General features: G+C 67.4%; 13 protein-coding genes. 3 read left to right on the top strand and 10 right to left on the bottom strand.

Annotated features, from left to right (window positions below; genetic code table 11):
• Positions 1–3: 3 nt before the first annotated feature.
• The 5 genes from OG801_RS15520 to OG801_RS15500 all read right to left on the bottom strand — a co-directional run bounded on the left by OG801_RS15520 (position 4) and on the right by OG801_RS15500 (position 4,628).
• Complete coding sequence (locus tag OG801_RS15520) at positions 4–468, bottom strand: hypothetical protein (protein WP_406029611.1); 465 nt, start codon at positions 466–468, stop codon at positions 4–6.
• Between the two features lie 59 nt (positions 469–527).
• A complete protein-coding gene (locus tag OG801_RS15515; protein ID WP_406029610.1) occupies positions 528–1,973 on the bottom strand; it encodes a WXG100 family type VII secretion target in 1,446 nt (481 codons plus the stop codon).
• Positions 1,973–2,422, bottom strand: coding sequence for a hypothetical protein (locus OG801_RS15510; protein WP_406029609.1), 450 nt, complete (start codon positions 2,420–2,422; stop codon positions 1,973–1,975). The genes OG801_RS15515 and OG801_RS15510 overlap by 1 nt, the downstream gene beginning before the upstream one ends.
• Positions 2,423–2,589: 167 nt before the next feature.
• Positions 2,590–3,054 carry a hypothetical protein gene (locus OG801_RS15505; protein ID WP_406029608.1) on the bottom strand — a complete coding sequence of 155 codons (465 nt, stop codon included), beginning with the start codon at positions 3,052–3,054 and terminating at the stop codon, positions 2,590–2,592.
• Between the two features lie 227 nt (positions 3,055–3,281).
• Positions 3,282–4,628, bottom strand: a complete 1,347-nt coding sequence (locus OG801_RS15500; protein ID WP_406029607.1) for a hypothetical protein — start codon at positions 4,626–4,628, stop codon at positions 3,282–3,284.
• A 137-nt stretch (positions 4,629–4,765) separates the two neighbouring features.
• Here OG801_RS15500 and OG801_RS15495 point away from each other — a divergent pair, with 137 nt between their 5' ends.
• Positions 4,766–5,374 carry a hypothetical protein gene (locus OG801_RS15495; protein WP_406029606.1) on the top strand — a complete coding sequence of 203 codons (609 nt, stop codon included), beginning with the start codon at positions 4,766–4,768 and terminating at the stop codon, positions 5,372–5,374.
• 15 nt (positions 5,375–5,389) lie between these two features.
• Here the strand turns inward: OG801_RS15495 and OG801_RS15490 are convergent, their stop codons facing one another.
• The 3 genes from OG801_RS15490 to OG801_RS15480 form a co-directional block, all read right to left on the bottom strand.
• Complete coding sequence (locus OG801_RS15490; protein ID WP_350662800.1) at positions 5,390–5,770, bottom strand: hypothetical protein; 381 nt, start codon at positions 5,768–5,770, stop codon at positions 5,390–5,392.
• Between the two features lie 68 nt (positions 5,771–5,838).
• Positions 5,839–7,128: a cytochrome P450 gene (locus OG801_RS15485; protein WP_406029605.1), complete on the bottom strand. Its 1,290-nt coding sequence runs from the start codon at positions 7,126–7,128 to the stop codon at positions 5,839–5,841.
• Positions 7,115–7,420 carry a hypothetical protein gene (locus OG801_RS15480; protein WP_406029604.1) on the bottom strand — a complete coding sequence of 102 codons (306 nt, stop codon included), beginning with the start codon at positions 7,418–7,420 and terminating at the stop codon, positions 7,115–7,117. The genes OG801_RS15485 and OG801_RS15480 overlap by 14 nt, the downstream gene beginning before the upstream one ends.
• A gap of 164 nt (positions 7,421–7,584) precedes the next feature.
• On the opposite strand from OG801_RS15480, the gene OG801_RS15475 reads away from it, so the two are divergent.
• Positions 7,585–8,787 (top strand): sensor histidine kinase, encoded by a 1,203-nt coding sequence (locus OG801_RS15475; RefSeq protein ID WP_406029603.1) that lies wholly within the window; start codon positions 7,585–7,587, stop codon positions 8,785–8,787.
• A complete protein-coding gene (locus OG801_RS15470) occupies positions 8,784–9,476 on the top strand; it encodes a response regulator (RefSeq protein ID WP_406029602.1) in 693 nt (230 codons plus the stop codon). The genes OG801_RS15475 and OG801_RS15470 overlap by 4 nt, the downstream gene beginning before the upstream one ends.
• A 113-nt stretch (positions 9,477–9,589) precedes the next feature.
• Here OG801_RS15470 and OG801_RS15465 read toward each other — a convergent pair whose 3' ends face one another.
• A complete protein-coding gene (locus OG801_RS15465) occupies positions 9,590–11,674 on the bottom strand; it encodes a DEAD/DEAH box helicase (RefSeq protein ID WP_406029601.1) in 2,085 nt (694 codons plus the stop codon).
• 27 nt (positions 11,675–11,701) lie between these two features.
• Positions 11,702–13,330: an ABC-F family ATP-binding cassette domain-containing protein gene (locus tag OG801_RS15460; RefSeq protein WP_406029600.1), complete on the bottom strand. Its 1,629-nt coding sequence runs from the start codon at positions 13,328–13,330 to the stop codon at positions 11,702–11,704.
• Between the last annotated feature and the right edge of the window lie 275 nt (positions 13,331–13,605).

The raw sequence follows: 13,605 nt of genomic DNA, 5'->3' as shown, positions 1-13,605 counted from the left end.
CGGTCAACCCCGCTCCGCGGCGAGCATCTCGTCCGCGCCAGGAACAATCCTTGCCTCCGCTACAAAGTCGCGGAACTCGGATCCGACGACCGGCCATTGCGCAAACTTGCAGGTGACAGCGAATACTAAAATGATCCGCTTCCATGGGGACTCGCTGTCCACGATCGCCTGAAGGACCTGCGCCTGATACAGGTCGAACCGAGATCCGTCGATCGTTGCATCCATTTCGATCAGCTGCACAATCGCGGGCGCGCCACTCGATTCGATCTCAGTACGTTTCACCAAGTCTGCAACCGAGGAACTCTGGCGCAGTGACTGCAAGGTCTCGTCTGCGACCATGCCGAGCGTCGAGGCATCAACTCGAAAGGATCCTCGGACACTCATAACGGGTGTGTAACTCATGTCATTCGGATCCACGCGGACAGCCGTAAAGGCCGCGTCACCTGCGCCGACTTCCTTCGAATCCACCGAATACCATCGCCTATTCGGCAGTGCAACGTCTACAGGTATCGGCAATTCCAGCCCCATCAGAGAAGCCCTCCAATCGCCTTTACGACCGACTTTCCAGTATCAACCATTTCTATCGGGTCATATTGCAACTTATCCACGACGCGCAACAGGTCTTCTGGGTCGCGCGCCATATCGAGGTACTCTCCTGAGTCCAGAGTGACCTTGTCGTAGATATCCCCGGGATTCTGAATCATATCCTTTCCGGTCGCGGCAATCTCCGGAAAGTCGACAACGATGTTCGGCTTGACGGCTCCACCAAGCCCGAGCGCGAAGCCCGCCTCGGGCTCCAACGAGAATCGACCTCCATCCCAAGACATGTTCAGATCGGCGACGTATCCCGCACCGGCCCATGCCTCGGCGTCTAGGCCGAATCCGAGACCACCGAAGGTAACGTCACCTCCGCCACCCGCTTTGCCGCCAGCAAAACCCTCGACCCCCGCGTCGACACCGCCTTTATCAACCGACACCGAATTGTTGAACTCGGTGCCGATCGATCCCTGGGCGTTGCCACTACCGTTCCAGTAGCCATGTTCTACATTGAACTCACGTTCACCCTGCGCAATGTGAATGTGCGCGTTTCCTTCTAGTTTGATTCCGTCCTTGCTAAAGGTTCCTACGACTTCGCCACCAACACCGTAGAGCGTATATTTTCCCTCCCCGGCGACTTTGACTTCCCCGACGCCTTCCTCCCACTTTTCCTCAAGCTGGAAGGCGTAGATTTCGCCGTTGGCGTTGATCAACTGGAGAGTGTCGCCGTCGACCTTGTAGCCTTGTATCTCGCCTTTTCCGCCGAGAAGGTCGCCGGGAATGCCTGCTTCCTTGAATTTTTTGCGGAGGTCGTCCCGCAGACTTCGGAATCCTCGGCGCTTTTGATCCGCCTTCCCCTGTGCGGACTCCGTCGCAGACGCGCCTGCACGATCGAGAGCTTCTCTTGCATCCTCAAGAATCTCCTCCGCCTCCTTGCGCAGAGACTCTCCTGGGTCAACGAACGGTCCTGGGTGAACGAACCCGATCAGGGGAATCGACTGGCCCCTCCTGATCGCGGCGTTGTGCTCATCGACCTGGCGGTTATAGCCATCGACAGCCGCGTTGTGCTCAGTCAAAGCCTTCTTCGTTGCTGCTTCGCCCTCATTCCACTTGTCAATCGCGGTCTGCGCACGGTCCTGTGCACTGCCAAGGGCATCCGCGTAGGTGTTCAGGCGCGTGCCCACGCTCTTGAGGCTGTCGCGGTAGGTCTCGAACTTCTGGGTTTCCTGCGCCTTCTCGTAGGTGTACCCGGCCTTGCCGAGACCCCCCTCCCAAGTCGGAATCGCGAGGCCCTCGATGGTGTCGAGTAGCTTCCCGATACGCCGTTGCTCGTCAAGGATCGCGGTGGCTTGCTCGGCCATGGCTGCCTTGTCACCGACGATCAGCGCCTTCGGGTCATCGGTTGCACCGAGTTCTGCGCCCTTCGGGAGCGCCATCAGTCGGCCTTCGGTGCAGACGACGACGGCGGCGGGGTCAATGGCGAGAACTGGGCACCGTCCTGACCGTAGATGTTTGGCAGCGGCTGCACGTTCCCAGGCACCTGGCCTTGGACGTACGGCAGCGGCGTCAACTTGCTGCTTCCGCCGCCCTCCGCCCAGGACCCCGGTCGCATCAGGTCTGCACTGTCCAGGTCTGCCTGCTCATAGTGGCGAGCCTTGTCGCGGAGGTAGTCGGACAGCGACCCCAGACCCTTACCCAGTTCTCGTTGAGCTTCGTTCGCTTGCGACAGCACTTCCTTCAACCAGGAAGCGACCTCGATGTGGCCAACCCGGTCCGGCCCCAAAGGCGAGTCCGGCATCGTGGATGATCCAAGGTCTTCGCGCAGGGCGTCGTACTTGCCCGCTGTGCGTCGTAGGTCCTCGACCGTGACTTCGTAGCCGTTCATCGCCATCCCCCGTGCGGTTGTGGTTCCCTACTCCCTCTTCTTCCCCAGAAATCGGCAGCTCAAACACATCCAACACAGAAAGTTCTGTCTACCCGAGGAAACAAGAGCGTTCTAACCCAAAGCAAAGTTGGCATGAGGACAACGAAGTAGTCAACGCCAATCGCGCGTCACTGTGGAGAACTCATAGGAATCAGCTCTGCCTGACCCTCGCCGACAACGACGCTCCACGCCCTCCGGAGCCTCATTGCTCTGTAGTACACCGTCGACGACGGGCGCCACAGCAAGACCAGGATCGCGAGGGCGATGACCTCGTTGACGATGTTGTAGGCGATGGAGGTGGGGAAGAGCGCGTCCGACAGCGTCGCGGCAACGAGGGAGAAGATGGCGGACAGGAAGCCTGCTACGCCGAGGACCGTGGCGGCGATTCGTGCCCAGGGGAAGCCAAACTGGTTCGCCAGCGCCATCGCGATCCACAGGGCGATCTCTACTAGCGCAAGGACGGCGGTGATCCCTACTGAGATCAACATCCCCATCTCAGCCAACCCACTCAGGCCCGCCGAGTCGCTCCCGAACGTCTTCTCGTTGATCGCGACCTGCTCGAGAAAGAAGACGTAGACGCCGAGCACGGTCATCGCGGCACCGATCCACATTCCGATGACCGCCCACTTGATCGTCCGTGGGCGCTTAACAGATCCTAGTGGTGGCGGTGCGCCCGCCGAATCGTGTTGGCCAACGCGGTGCTCATCTGACATGACATCCCCCGAGTGATGGTCGTTAGAACCGAGAATCGAACGACAACGGTGCTGGCACGACGCATGAAGGGTCGCGCCAGCACCGTGTTCAGCTGAATTGCGCGTAACTAGTTGCGGCGGCCCTTGTCGTTTCCGGAGTCGTCGCTCTGCGGAGTGTTAGGGACCCAGCCGCGAGATGCGCCGGGGTCCAGGACGTCGCTTGCGGTCTCGGTCCAGTCGTCGGTGTAGTCGGCTTCCCACTCTTGGTTCTGGCTGCCGTTCTGGTCCCGCTTCTTGGCGCCGCGGCCACCCGCTGCACCGGCTCCGCCTCGGCCACCAGCACCGCCCCGGCCAGCGCCACGTCCTCCAGCACCAGCGCCTCGCGCCCCGGCTCCCGTGCCCCGAGCGCCAGCGCCGCGAGCGCCTGCACCAGCACCTGCGCCGGTGCCCGCGCGGGCACCGGCAGTACCGGCCTTGGCGGCTGCGGACCGGGCAGCGGCTGACCTCGACGCAGCACCGGCAGTTGCTGCCTTCGCAGACGCACCAGCGGAGAGCTTGCTGGCGATCGCCTTGGCCACGCCGGCACCGAGCAGGGCTCCACCACCGGCGATCGCGAGGGCGGACATCCCACCCGTACCGCCAGCGAGCGGCGCGAGGCCGTCAGCGGTCTCGACCATCGCGTACGAGGTCGCGGGAGCGGGAGTGCCATCGGCGTTGATCCACTCGGTGCCGTTCCACTCGGGCTTGTTCTCGGCCTTGTGTGCCTCGATGTTCGCCTTCTCCTGAGCGATCAACTCGTGGCCCCACCCGTCGGGGTAAAGGGTGCCGGAGTTGTACTTCGCCATGCGGGCCTCTGCGGCCGCTACCTGACTCGCCGACCCGGGAGAACCCGAACTGCCGGCAGGAACCGGATCAGAACCGCTGCCATCGTCATAGAGAGCCCGGACCTTCGGCTCAGCATCGTCAACCGAAGTGTCGACGTCCTGCACCTGTTGCGCAGCGGCCCGCTCCGCATCGGCGATCGCGGCCTCCCGCGCGGCGTGGGCGGCACGATCAGCCTGGAGGGCCTTCTGGTTCTCCGTCGCCTGGGCTGCGTCTACTCCTGTCCCAGACTGGGCGTACTTCGGATCGGATGCATTCGGCGCGGCACCATGGGTCGCAGGCAGGGTTGCCTCGAGCCTGGCGTACTCGCGCATCGCGGTGGTGATCTTTGCTCGTACGTCCTGCATCGCCTCGACGGCTGCTTTGATCACTTCGCTCTTGTCAGTCGTCTTGTTGCCCGAAGCCTCCATGTTGCGACGAGCGGCTTGACCTGACATCGACGCCGCAGAGAAACCGTCCTCTGCAGCCTTCCCGCTCTGGACGAGCACCGATCCAGACGTGCGGAACTGGCGCTCCGCCTCTCTCCAACTATCGATCAGCATGTCGATCGTGGACGGGTCCGCTCCGGAGACGTAGGTTCGAAGACGTTCCATCCATGGGCCTCGTGTTGACACGCGCTTTCCTCCCCGAGCGTTCGAGACAAGGGGTCCGATCGCCCCGCGACCCCATTAGACAACACATCCGACCAGGTCGTCACCGTCGTTCATCAGTTGCCCTAGAGTGCGGTCACATGAGGACGTCTCGGGCGATCGCGATCGCCGCTCTGACCCTGGTCGCCGCGACTGGTATCGCCGGGTGCGGAAATGACACGCCCACCACAGAGCCGACCACTGACGTAACGGGATCGGCGACGACAGAGCCGTCCGGGTCAAGCGGTCCGGAGGTTCCGGCTGATTGGCAGGTCGCATCGGTAGAGGTAGCGCAACTGCAGGTTCCCGCGAACTGGAACATCAGGTCCAGCGGTGATCTTTCGTTGAGCATGCGTGCGCCGGAGGATGCCATCGGCATCTCGCCTGGCGCAGCAATCTTCCAGGGCGGTGTACATGCGGGCGAAGGAGACGACGAAGCGGCTGTTGACGCTCTTGCGGCCCTTGAGGGGAAGGCCCTGGCAGATGACGTTCAGAATCTGAAGCGCCTGCCGAATGAGACGATCAACGGGTCGACCTTCTATCACTTCCAAGGCGACACCGGACACGAGTGGGAGGATCACTACGGAACAGTGGTTCCCGGCGGCGATCACAGCGTGACAGTCACCTGGCGATTCACGAAGTCGGACATCGACCGCAAGGGCGCCGAGGCTCTGATCGCCGAGATCATGCCGACATACAAGGCTCTTTGAGCCAGGCTGATCTCGTCAGATCATCGGGATCTTCCCACCGAATTCCTTGCTGAAGATCACGAGCGGGTTGCTCATCACGGCCAGTGCCTCAGCCATCTTCTTCGCGACGATGGCTGCGCCCTCGTCCGTCGCAGCAATGTCGTGGATGGCGTCGTCGACGGCGCTGGCGTACTTCTCCAGACCCTCGACGGTCTCCTTCTTCGCCTTGCCGATGTTCTCGTGACCCTTGATCACCGCGTTGGCGAGCCACTCGCCCTTGGCTGAACCACCGAACGCGCTCGCTGCCGGGGCGCGCCCGAGGTCGAGGCTTTGAACCAGACCCTTCTGCTCCTCGAGGTCCCGATGGACCTTGTTCAGATTGTCGTAGTCAACGGTGAGCTCGTCGCCGTTACCCATGGTCCGCCCTCCCGAGGCTTCCGTACGCACCCCCGGCGGGTGCCTCAGTAGGAGTAGTACACCACGGCTCACAGTGCGACGGGGAGGGATGCGTAGCCGCGGAGGATGCGGGTGGGGCGGCGTACGGTGGCGCCCGAGACCCGGAGAGTCGGGTAGCGCTCGAACAGCAGGCGGAGGCCTACGCGGGTCTCCAGGCGGGCGAGGCTGGCGCCGAGGCAGAAGTGGGCGCCGGCAGAGAAGGAGAGGTGCTGGTCGGCATTGGGGCGGGTGATGTCGTACGTGTCGGGGTCCTCGAACACCGACGGGTCGCGGTTGGCGCCGCCGAGGACGACGGCGACGGCGGTACCCTTGGCGACCTCCACGCCCGCCACGCTCGTCGCGGCGTAGGCCTCGCGGACGGTGGCCATGACGGGCGGGTCCCAGCGCAGGGTCTCCTCGATGACCCCGTCGATGAGCGACGGGTCCGCCAAGACAAGGGCACGCTGGGCCGGGTGAGCGTCCAGGGCCGCGACCGCGTTGCCGAGCAGGTTGACGGTGGTCTCGAAGCCGGCCGCCAGGAGCAGGAGGCCGAGGGCGTGGAGCTCGATGTCGTCGAGGTCACCGGCGATCACCAGGGCGCTGAGGAGGTCGTCGCCGGGGTCGGAGCGGAGGCGGCGTACGTGGTCCTCGAACCAGTGGTGCAGGGACCTCATCGCGGTCTCGACCTGGGCGTAGTCGCGCCACGACAACCCCGGATCGAGGATGGCGGCGGCCTGGTCGCCCCAGCGCAGGATGTCGGCACGGTCCGCGGCAGGCACTCCCAACAGCTCGGCGATGACGGCGATCGGGAGCTTCGCGGCGTACTCCTCGATGATGTCGACGCGCCCCTCGCGCGGGTCGATCTCGTCGAGCAGATCGCCGGCGACCGCGGTGACCATCGCGGCCATCGAGCTGATCCGGCGGGCGGTGAACGCCTTCGAGACGTGCTTGCGGTAGCGGGTGTGCAGCGGTGGGTCGACGGCGAGCATCGACGGTGGGTCGACCGGGCCCAGGGCGTCGGGCGCGCTCACCTTGCCGAGCAGCCACCGCAGCGGCACGGGCAGCTCGCCCTGTCCGTCGCCGACGCCGAAGTCGCTGCTGCGGAGGATCTCGTTGGCGGCGGAGTACGACACCGTGCCTGCCATGAACGGGTTGATGTGGATCGGGCCGCGCGCTCGCAGACGGCCGTAGTCCGGCACGCCCCGCGACCACATCAGCTCGGCGAGCGGGTCGCCGCGCCTCGACGCGAAGCTCAGCACCGCTCGGTTGATGCCCTGGGAGAGAGCCCAGCGGGCGTACGACCTCGGCCTCTCGATCAGTGACTGTTCAAGCCGAGGCATCGGCCAGCTCCTCGCGGAACTCGTGGGTGCCGATCCGGCCCATCAGCGGGGCCAGGTCGGCCAGCAGGTCGGCGAAGGTGGCCTCGTACTCCTCCTGCGACAGCGTCGGGTCGAGCTGCGCCTGGAACCGGATCCGCCACCGGTGCCGGAGGGCCTGAGCCAGACGCTCCGGGGTGCCGAAGGCCTCGGCGTGGGCCGGTGACCACGGCAGCCGGCGCGCGACGCCGGATCGCAGCTCCGCCTCGGCCTCGTTCAGCAGCCGGTAGCGCTCATGGGTCTGGTTCCACGTCATCGTCCTCACCGTCTCCGTTGTCGTCGCGATGGTTCGACGCTACGGATCGGGGAGACCTCGGCGCATCAGCCGCTGGCAGGCACCTGCGTTCCTACCGTGGTAGGAGAGCGGGCGCCTGCCGTGGTCGGATGCGACGCGAGTCACGCGTTTCTAGACTGAACGGCATGAGTGTCCAGGACTCGGCTCGCGATGTGCGTGATTTCCTGGAACGGCGCTGCCGCAGCAAGGGTCTCGACATCCCCTGGTGGGCACCGCTGCTGTCGGCCTTCGGGCTCCTCGCGATGGTCACCGTGGCGGTGCTACAGCGCGAGGCCGCCGGTGACATGGTCATCGCGGGGCTGGTCATCGTCGTCCCGTCACTGAGCATCTTCTTCATCCCGAACACGGGCGAGTGGCTCAAGAACCACATGTGGGCCGTCGACCTCGTGCCGACCCTGGCCGGGTCGGCCTGGCTGATGTCGCAGCCCGCCTCCGCGTTCTGGCCACAGCACGACTTCGCGCCGGCGGTGCTGGTCCCGCTCACTCTCGAGATGGTCGTCCGAGAAGGTTTCCGGACCGGGACCCTCTACGCGATCGCCTCGGCCGTGGTGATGGGGATCTTTGCCTCCGACACACCCAGCGGCGTCGGCGTCCACTTCCTGCTGCTCTTCGTCGGCTGGATCCTCGGGCTGCTGATCCTCGCCCAGATGCGGGCGCTGCGGGCCGAGCGGCAGGCACGATCGCAGGAGCACGCCCGCGCGACCGAGGCCGAGCGCATCCGGATCGCCCGCGAGATCCACGACCTGGTGGGGCACTCGCTCTCGATCACCCTGCTGCACCTGACCGCGGCGCGACGCTCCGTCGCCGAGGGCGACGAACCGGACGAGGCGGTGTCCGCGCTCACCGAGGCGGAGGCCGTCGGGCGCCGGGCGATGGCCGAGATCCGGCGTACGATCGGGGCGCTGTCCACCGCGGGCACCGGCACCGCGCCTCTCCCCGGCGCCGCGGACGTGGTCCGGCTCGTGGAGGAGGGCCGCAGCGCGGGTCAGGCGATCACGTTCTCGTCCTCCGGCGACCTCTCCCGCATCGACGCCGGGGTCGGGCTGGGCATCTACCGGATCCTGCAGGAGTCGCTCGCCAACGCCATCCGGCACGCTCCCGGCGCACCGGTCTCGGTCTCGTTGGCGGTCGCCGACGGCGTACGTCTCTCCGTGCAGAACCCGCTCGTCGGCACCCGGCGCGGGGTCGGCGAGGGATCCGGGCTGGCCGGCATGGCAGCCCGCGCCGAGCAGCTCCGCGGCCGGTTGTCGGCGGGAGCCGAGGAGTCGATGTGGAAGGTTGACCTGGTGATCCCGTCGCACTGTCTCGTACGCAAGGCCCTCGCATGACGCCGGTCAACCCCACCGCCAGCAACACAGCCTCGCCGATCCGGGTGATCGTGGTCGACGACCAGGAGCTCGTACGCAGCGGCCTGCGCCGCATCCTGCGGCGGCGCGACGGGCTGGAGATCGTCGCCGAGTGCGGCGACGGCTCCGAGGTGGTCGCGGCCCTCGAGGCCAACCGGGCGGATGTCGTCGTCATGGATCTCCGGATGCGGCAGGTCGACGGGATCACCGCCACCGGCCTGGTCCGGGCGCTGCCGTCGGCGCCGCCGGTGCTGGTGCTGACCACGTTCGACGAGGACGAGCTCGTCTCCGGCGCCCTCCGCGCCGGCGCCGCCGGCTTCATCCTCAAGGACTCGCCCGCCGAGGAGCTGGTCATGGCCGTACGCTCCGTCGCTCTCGGCGACGCCTGGCTCGACCCCGCCATCACCGGCCGCGTCCTGGCCACCTACCGCTCCGCCGTCGCACCGACGTCGAGCGCCGTCGAGGTCTCCGAGCTCACTGACCGCGAGCTCGAGGTCCTCCGCGGCCTCGCCTCCGGCTGGACCAACTCCGAGATCGCCGAACGGCTCGTCATCTCCGAGCTCACCGTCAAGTCCCACATCGGCCGCATCTTCGCCAAGCTCGACCTCCGCGACCGCGCCGCCGCCATCGTCTTCGCGTACGACCACGGCATCGTCCGGCCAGCGAGCTGAGGGAGTGTTCCTCCATCAAGGTATGCAGCCGAAGGCGCACATCCCACGCCGAGTTCCGCTAGGGATGTGGACCTTGGCCTGCATACCTTGACGAAGTAACAAGCTGGCGCACCCTACGTCGTCGTCGCCAGCACCAACGGACTCACCGAGCCGGCGCCGGCGTCGAGGAGGGCTCGAGCGGCGAGGGTGACGGTCCAGCCGGTCGCGATGCGGTCGTCGATGAGGAGTACGTCGGCGCCGGGCGGGACGTCGGCGTGGAGCGAGAAGCGGCGGCCGATGGCGGCGACGCGCTGGGCGGAGTTGGAGGCGCCCTGGCCGGGAGCGACGTCGGGGTCGACGATGGCCCACGAGCCGAGGACGGGGACGCGGAGATAGCGCGAGAGGCCTTCGGCGAAGTCGCGGGTCAGGGTGGGGCGGGTCGACGACTCGACGTAGACGATGGCGCCGACCCGTGGACGCCAGTCGCCCAGGACCTCGACGACCGCCTTCACCAGCGGAACCGGGACCGGGCCGTCCTGCGCGGGTTCGCGGAAGAGGTCGCGCAGCGCCTGGCCGTACCCGAGGTCGGTCAGCCGCGCGACCCCGCGCCCTTCGAGCGGGCCGTCCTTGATCTTGCCCTTGAGCGAGATGCCGAGCCGGTCGAGGCCGGTGGGCCACATCTTCTTCGGTTCCACGACCACCCCGGGACGCGACAGCCGCGCCGAGGCCTCCTCGACCGCTCCCTCGGAGACCGACGACGTCACCGCGAAGCCACCGCAGTTGTCGCACCGACCGCAGTCGACGGCACCGGGATCATCGAGCTGCTCGCGCAGGAACCGCATCCGGCACTGGTCGGTCGAGATGTAGGCGAGCATCGCGTCCTGCTCGCGGCGCCGGGCCTCGGCGACCCGGGCGTACCGCTCCGCGTCGTAGTCCCACGGGACACCGGTCGCTTCCCAGCCGCCGCCGACCCGGCGCGCGGCGCCGTCCACGTCGAGCACCTTGAGCATCTGCTCCAGGCGCGAGCGGGACAGGTCGACGTACGTCTCCAACGCCTGTGTCGACAGGGCCCGGCCGGCCTCGGACAGGACCCCGAGCGTCTGGCGCACCTGCTCCTCACGAGGGAACGCCAACGATGCGAAGTAGGCCCAGATGTCGCGGTCCTCGATGCCTGGGAGCAGCACGACGGAGGCGTCGGAGGTGCCGCGCCCGGCACGGCCGACCTGCTGGTAGTAGGAGACCGGCGAGGAGGGCGCGCCCATGTTGACCACGAACCCGAGCGTCGCGTCGAAGCCCATCCCGAGCGCCGAGGTCGCCACCAGCGCCTTGATCTTCCCGGCGGCCAGCGACTCCTCCAGGTCGGCCCGCTCGGCCGCCTCCGTGCGCCCGGAGTAGGCGGCCACGTCATGACCGCGCGAGCGCAGATAGTCGGCGATCTCCTCGGTCGCGGCCACGGTCAGGCAGTAGACGATGCCCGAGCCGGGCTGCTCGGAGAGATGGTCGGAGAGCCAGGCCAGCCGCTGCTCGGGGGTCTTCAGATCAACCACCCCGAGCCGCAGCGACTCCCGGTCCAGCGAGCCGCGCAGCACAAGGACGCCCTCGCCCATCTGCTCGGCGACGTCCGAGGTCACCCGAGAGTTGGCGGTCGCGGTCGTCGCGAGCACCGGGATCCCGTCGGGAAGGTCGGCCAGCAGTGTGCGGATCCTGCGGTAGTCGGGCCGGAAGTCATGCCCCCAGTCGGAGATGCAGTGGGCCTCGTCGACCACCAGCAGGCCACACTCGGCAGCCAGCCGAGGCAGCACCGCGTCGCGGAACTTCGGGTTGTTGAGCCGCTCCGGGGAGACCAGCAGAACATCCACCTCACCTGCGTGGATGGCCTCCTCGGTCGCCGCCCAGTCCTCAGGGTTGGTCGAGTTGATCGTCACCGCTCGGATCCCGGCCCGCTGCGCCGCCGCGATCTGGTTGCGCATCAGCGCGAGCAGCGGCGAGACGATCACGGTCGGCCCGAGACCGGCCTCACGAAGCAGCAGCGTCGCCACGAAGTAGACCGCCGACTTCCCCCAACCGGTCTTCTGCACGACCAGCGCCCGGCGACGCTCGACGGCGAGCGCCGAGATCGCCGACCACTGGTCCTCACGCAGCGCCGCATCCGGACGCCCCACCAGGGCGCGCAGATGCGCCTCGGCACGGGCACGTACGTCGGTGGCCGGATCAGTCATGACCACAGGTCTACCAGGGACCACCGACTACTTTCCCAGCGCCAACGTCGGCCAGTCGGCCAGGTCAGCCAGCATCTGACGATCGTGCGTGGCCACCACGACCGCAGCCGGCGTCGCCCGCAGCGCGGCCGTCAGCTTGTCGACAAGACCGGCCGAGAGATGGTTGGTCGGCTCGTCCAGGATCAGCAGCTGCGGGAGCGAGGCGAGCCTCAGCGCCAGCTCGAGCCGCCGCTGCTGCCCTTGGGACAGCCGCGAGGCAGGCGTACGCCGCGCCTCGGCGTCCACCAGCCCGGTCGACCGGAGCGACGGGATCGCCCGCTCCGGCACCACCCCGGCGGCGACCAGCTGCCCACAGTGCTGGGAGTAGACCTCCGCCGCCGTCAGACCCGGCGCCCACTCGGGCTCCTCCTGACCGACGAGCGCGACCCGCGCGCCCGAGGATGTCCACACCGACCCCTCGGACGGAGGAAGTACGCCGCCCAGAACCTGCAGCAACGTCGACTTGCCCGCCCCGTTCGGACCGGTGACGACGAGCCGCTCGCCGCCGTCGAGGGCGAACGAGACCGGTCCGGACAACCGGCCGGGCACGCGTACGCCTTCACACCGCAGCAAAGTTCCTCCGACATCCGAGGAGAGCGCCGGGAACCGCAAGGACATCGGCGGCTCCGGCACGGAGATGCGGTGCGCATCGAGCGCCGCGAGGTCACGGTTGAAGGAGCGCACCAGACCGGGCGCCCGGGTCTGTCGCTGATGCTTGCCGGTGCCCTTCGGCGGGCGCCAGCCGGTGCTCAGCCGGTCCCGCGCCGCCGAGACCGAGTCCTGCAGCCGTCGGTGCTCCTCCTGCTGAGCCGCGTAGTCCTGCTCCCAGCGCTCCCGGTCGCGGCGACGACCCTCCTGCCAGCCCTGGTAGCCACCGGCGTACGTCCTGGGCCGGCCGTCCTCGCTCGGATCCAGGTCGAGGAACTCCTCGCCGACCTCGCGCAGCAGCGCCCGGTCGTGCGAGACGAGTACGACGCCGCCGGCATGAGTCCGGACCTGCTCGGTCAGGAACGCCAGCCCCGACGCGTCGAGATGGTTGGTCGGCTCGTCGAGCACGAGGAGGTCGTGGTGCGCCCCGAGCAGGCAGGCCAGCCGCACCCGGTAGCGCTGGCCGACCGACAGCGTCGCCAGCTCTCGTCCGTGATCGGTGCACGCGCCGAGCGCCTCCAGGGCGATCTGGACCCGGCGGTCGGCGTCCCAGGCGTCCAGCGTGGTCGCACGCTCCAGCGCGGCGGCGTACCTCCCGCCGGAGTCCGTCGGGTCGTCCGACAACGCAGCAGCAGCCTCGTCGAGCGCGCGGAGCGCGGAGTGCGACTCGGCCAGCGCGGCAGAAGTGAGGGTGCCGACGGTGTCCCCGGTGCGTACGTCCAGGGCTTGTTGGGCGATCCCCAGACTGCCGTGCCGCTGAACCCGGCCGGAGTCGGGTTCGAGCAGCCCGGCGAGGACGTGGAGCAGCGTCGTCTTGCCGCGGCCGTTCTCACCGACGATGGCCAACCGCGACCGGTTGGCGGCGGAGACGGTCAGGGAGACGCCGCGCAGGACGGGGCGACCGCCGCGGGTGACAGAGATGTCCTCGGCGCGCAGATGGGCAGAGGTGTGGTGGGTCTGTACAGACACGAAAGTGAACTTCCAGCTCGCATACGGGAGCCGGGAAAGCGAAGGCAGCTACCCGGCATGGCCGGACAGCGGCGTGAGTATGCCTCGCAGCGCCGCCGTCAGGCGGCGGGGCGCAGGCGCATGTAGGCGATACCGGAGTACATGCCTCCAGGGTAGACAGCGACGACCCGTCCACGCGAACCGTTATTCACCCGAGCGCGCAAGCAAACGCCGAGCCGGCGCTGTTGGTCCTCCCCCACGGGGACCCGCAGAACCGGCCCGGCATCTCCAGTATG

It is taken from the genome of Nocardioides sp. NBC_00163, assembly GCF_045206295.1.
In the GTDB taxonomy this organism is placed as follows: domain Bacteria; phylum Actinomycetota; class Actinomycetes; order Propionibacteriales; family Nocardioidaceae; genus Nocardioides.
The sequence above is the reverse complement of the archived record's forward strand: the minus strand, read 5'-3'. Positions and strand labels throughout refer to the sequence as shown.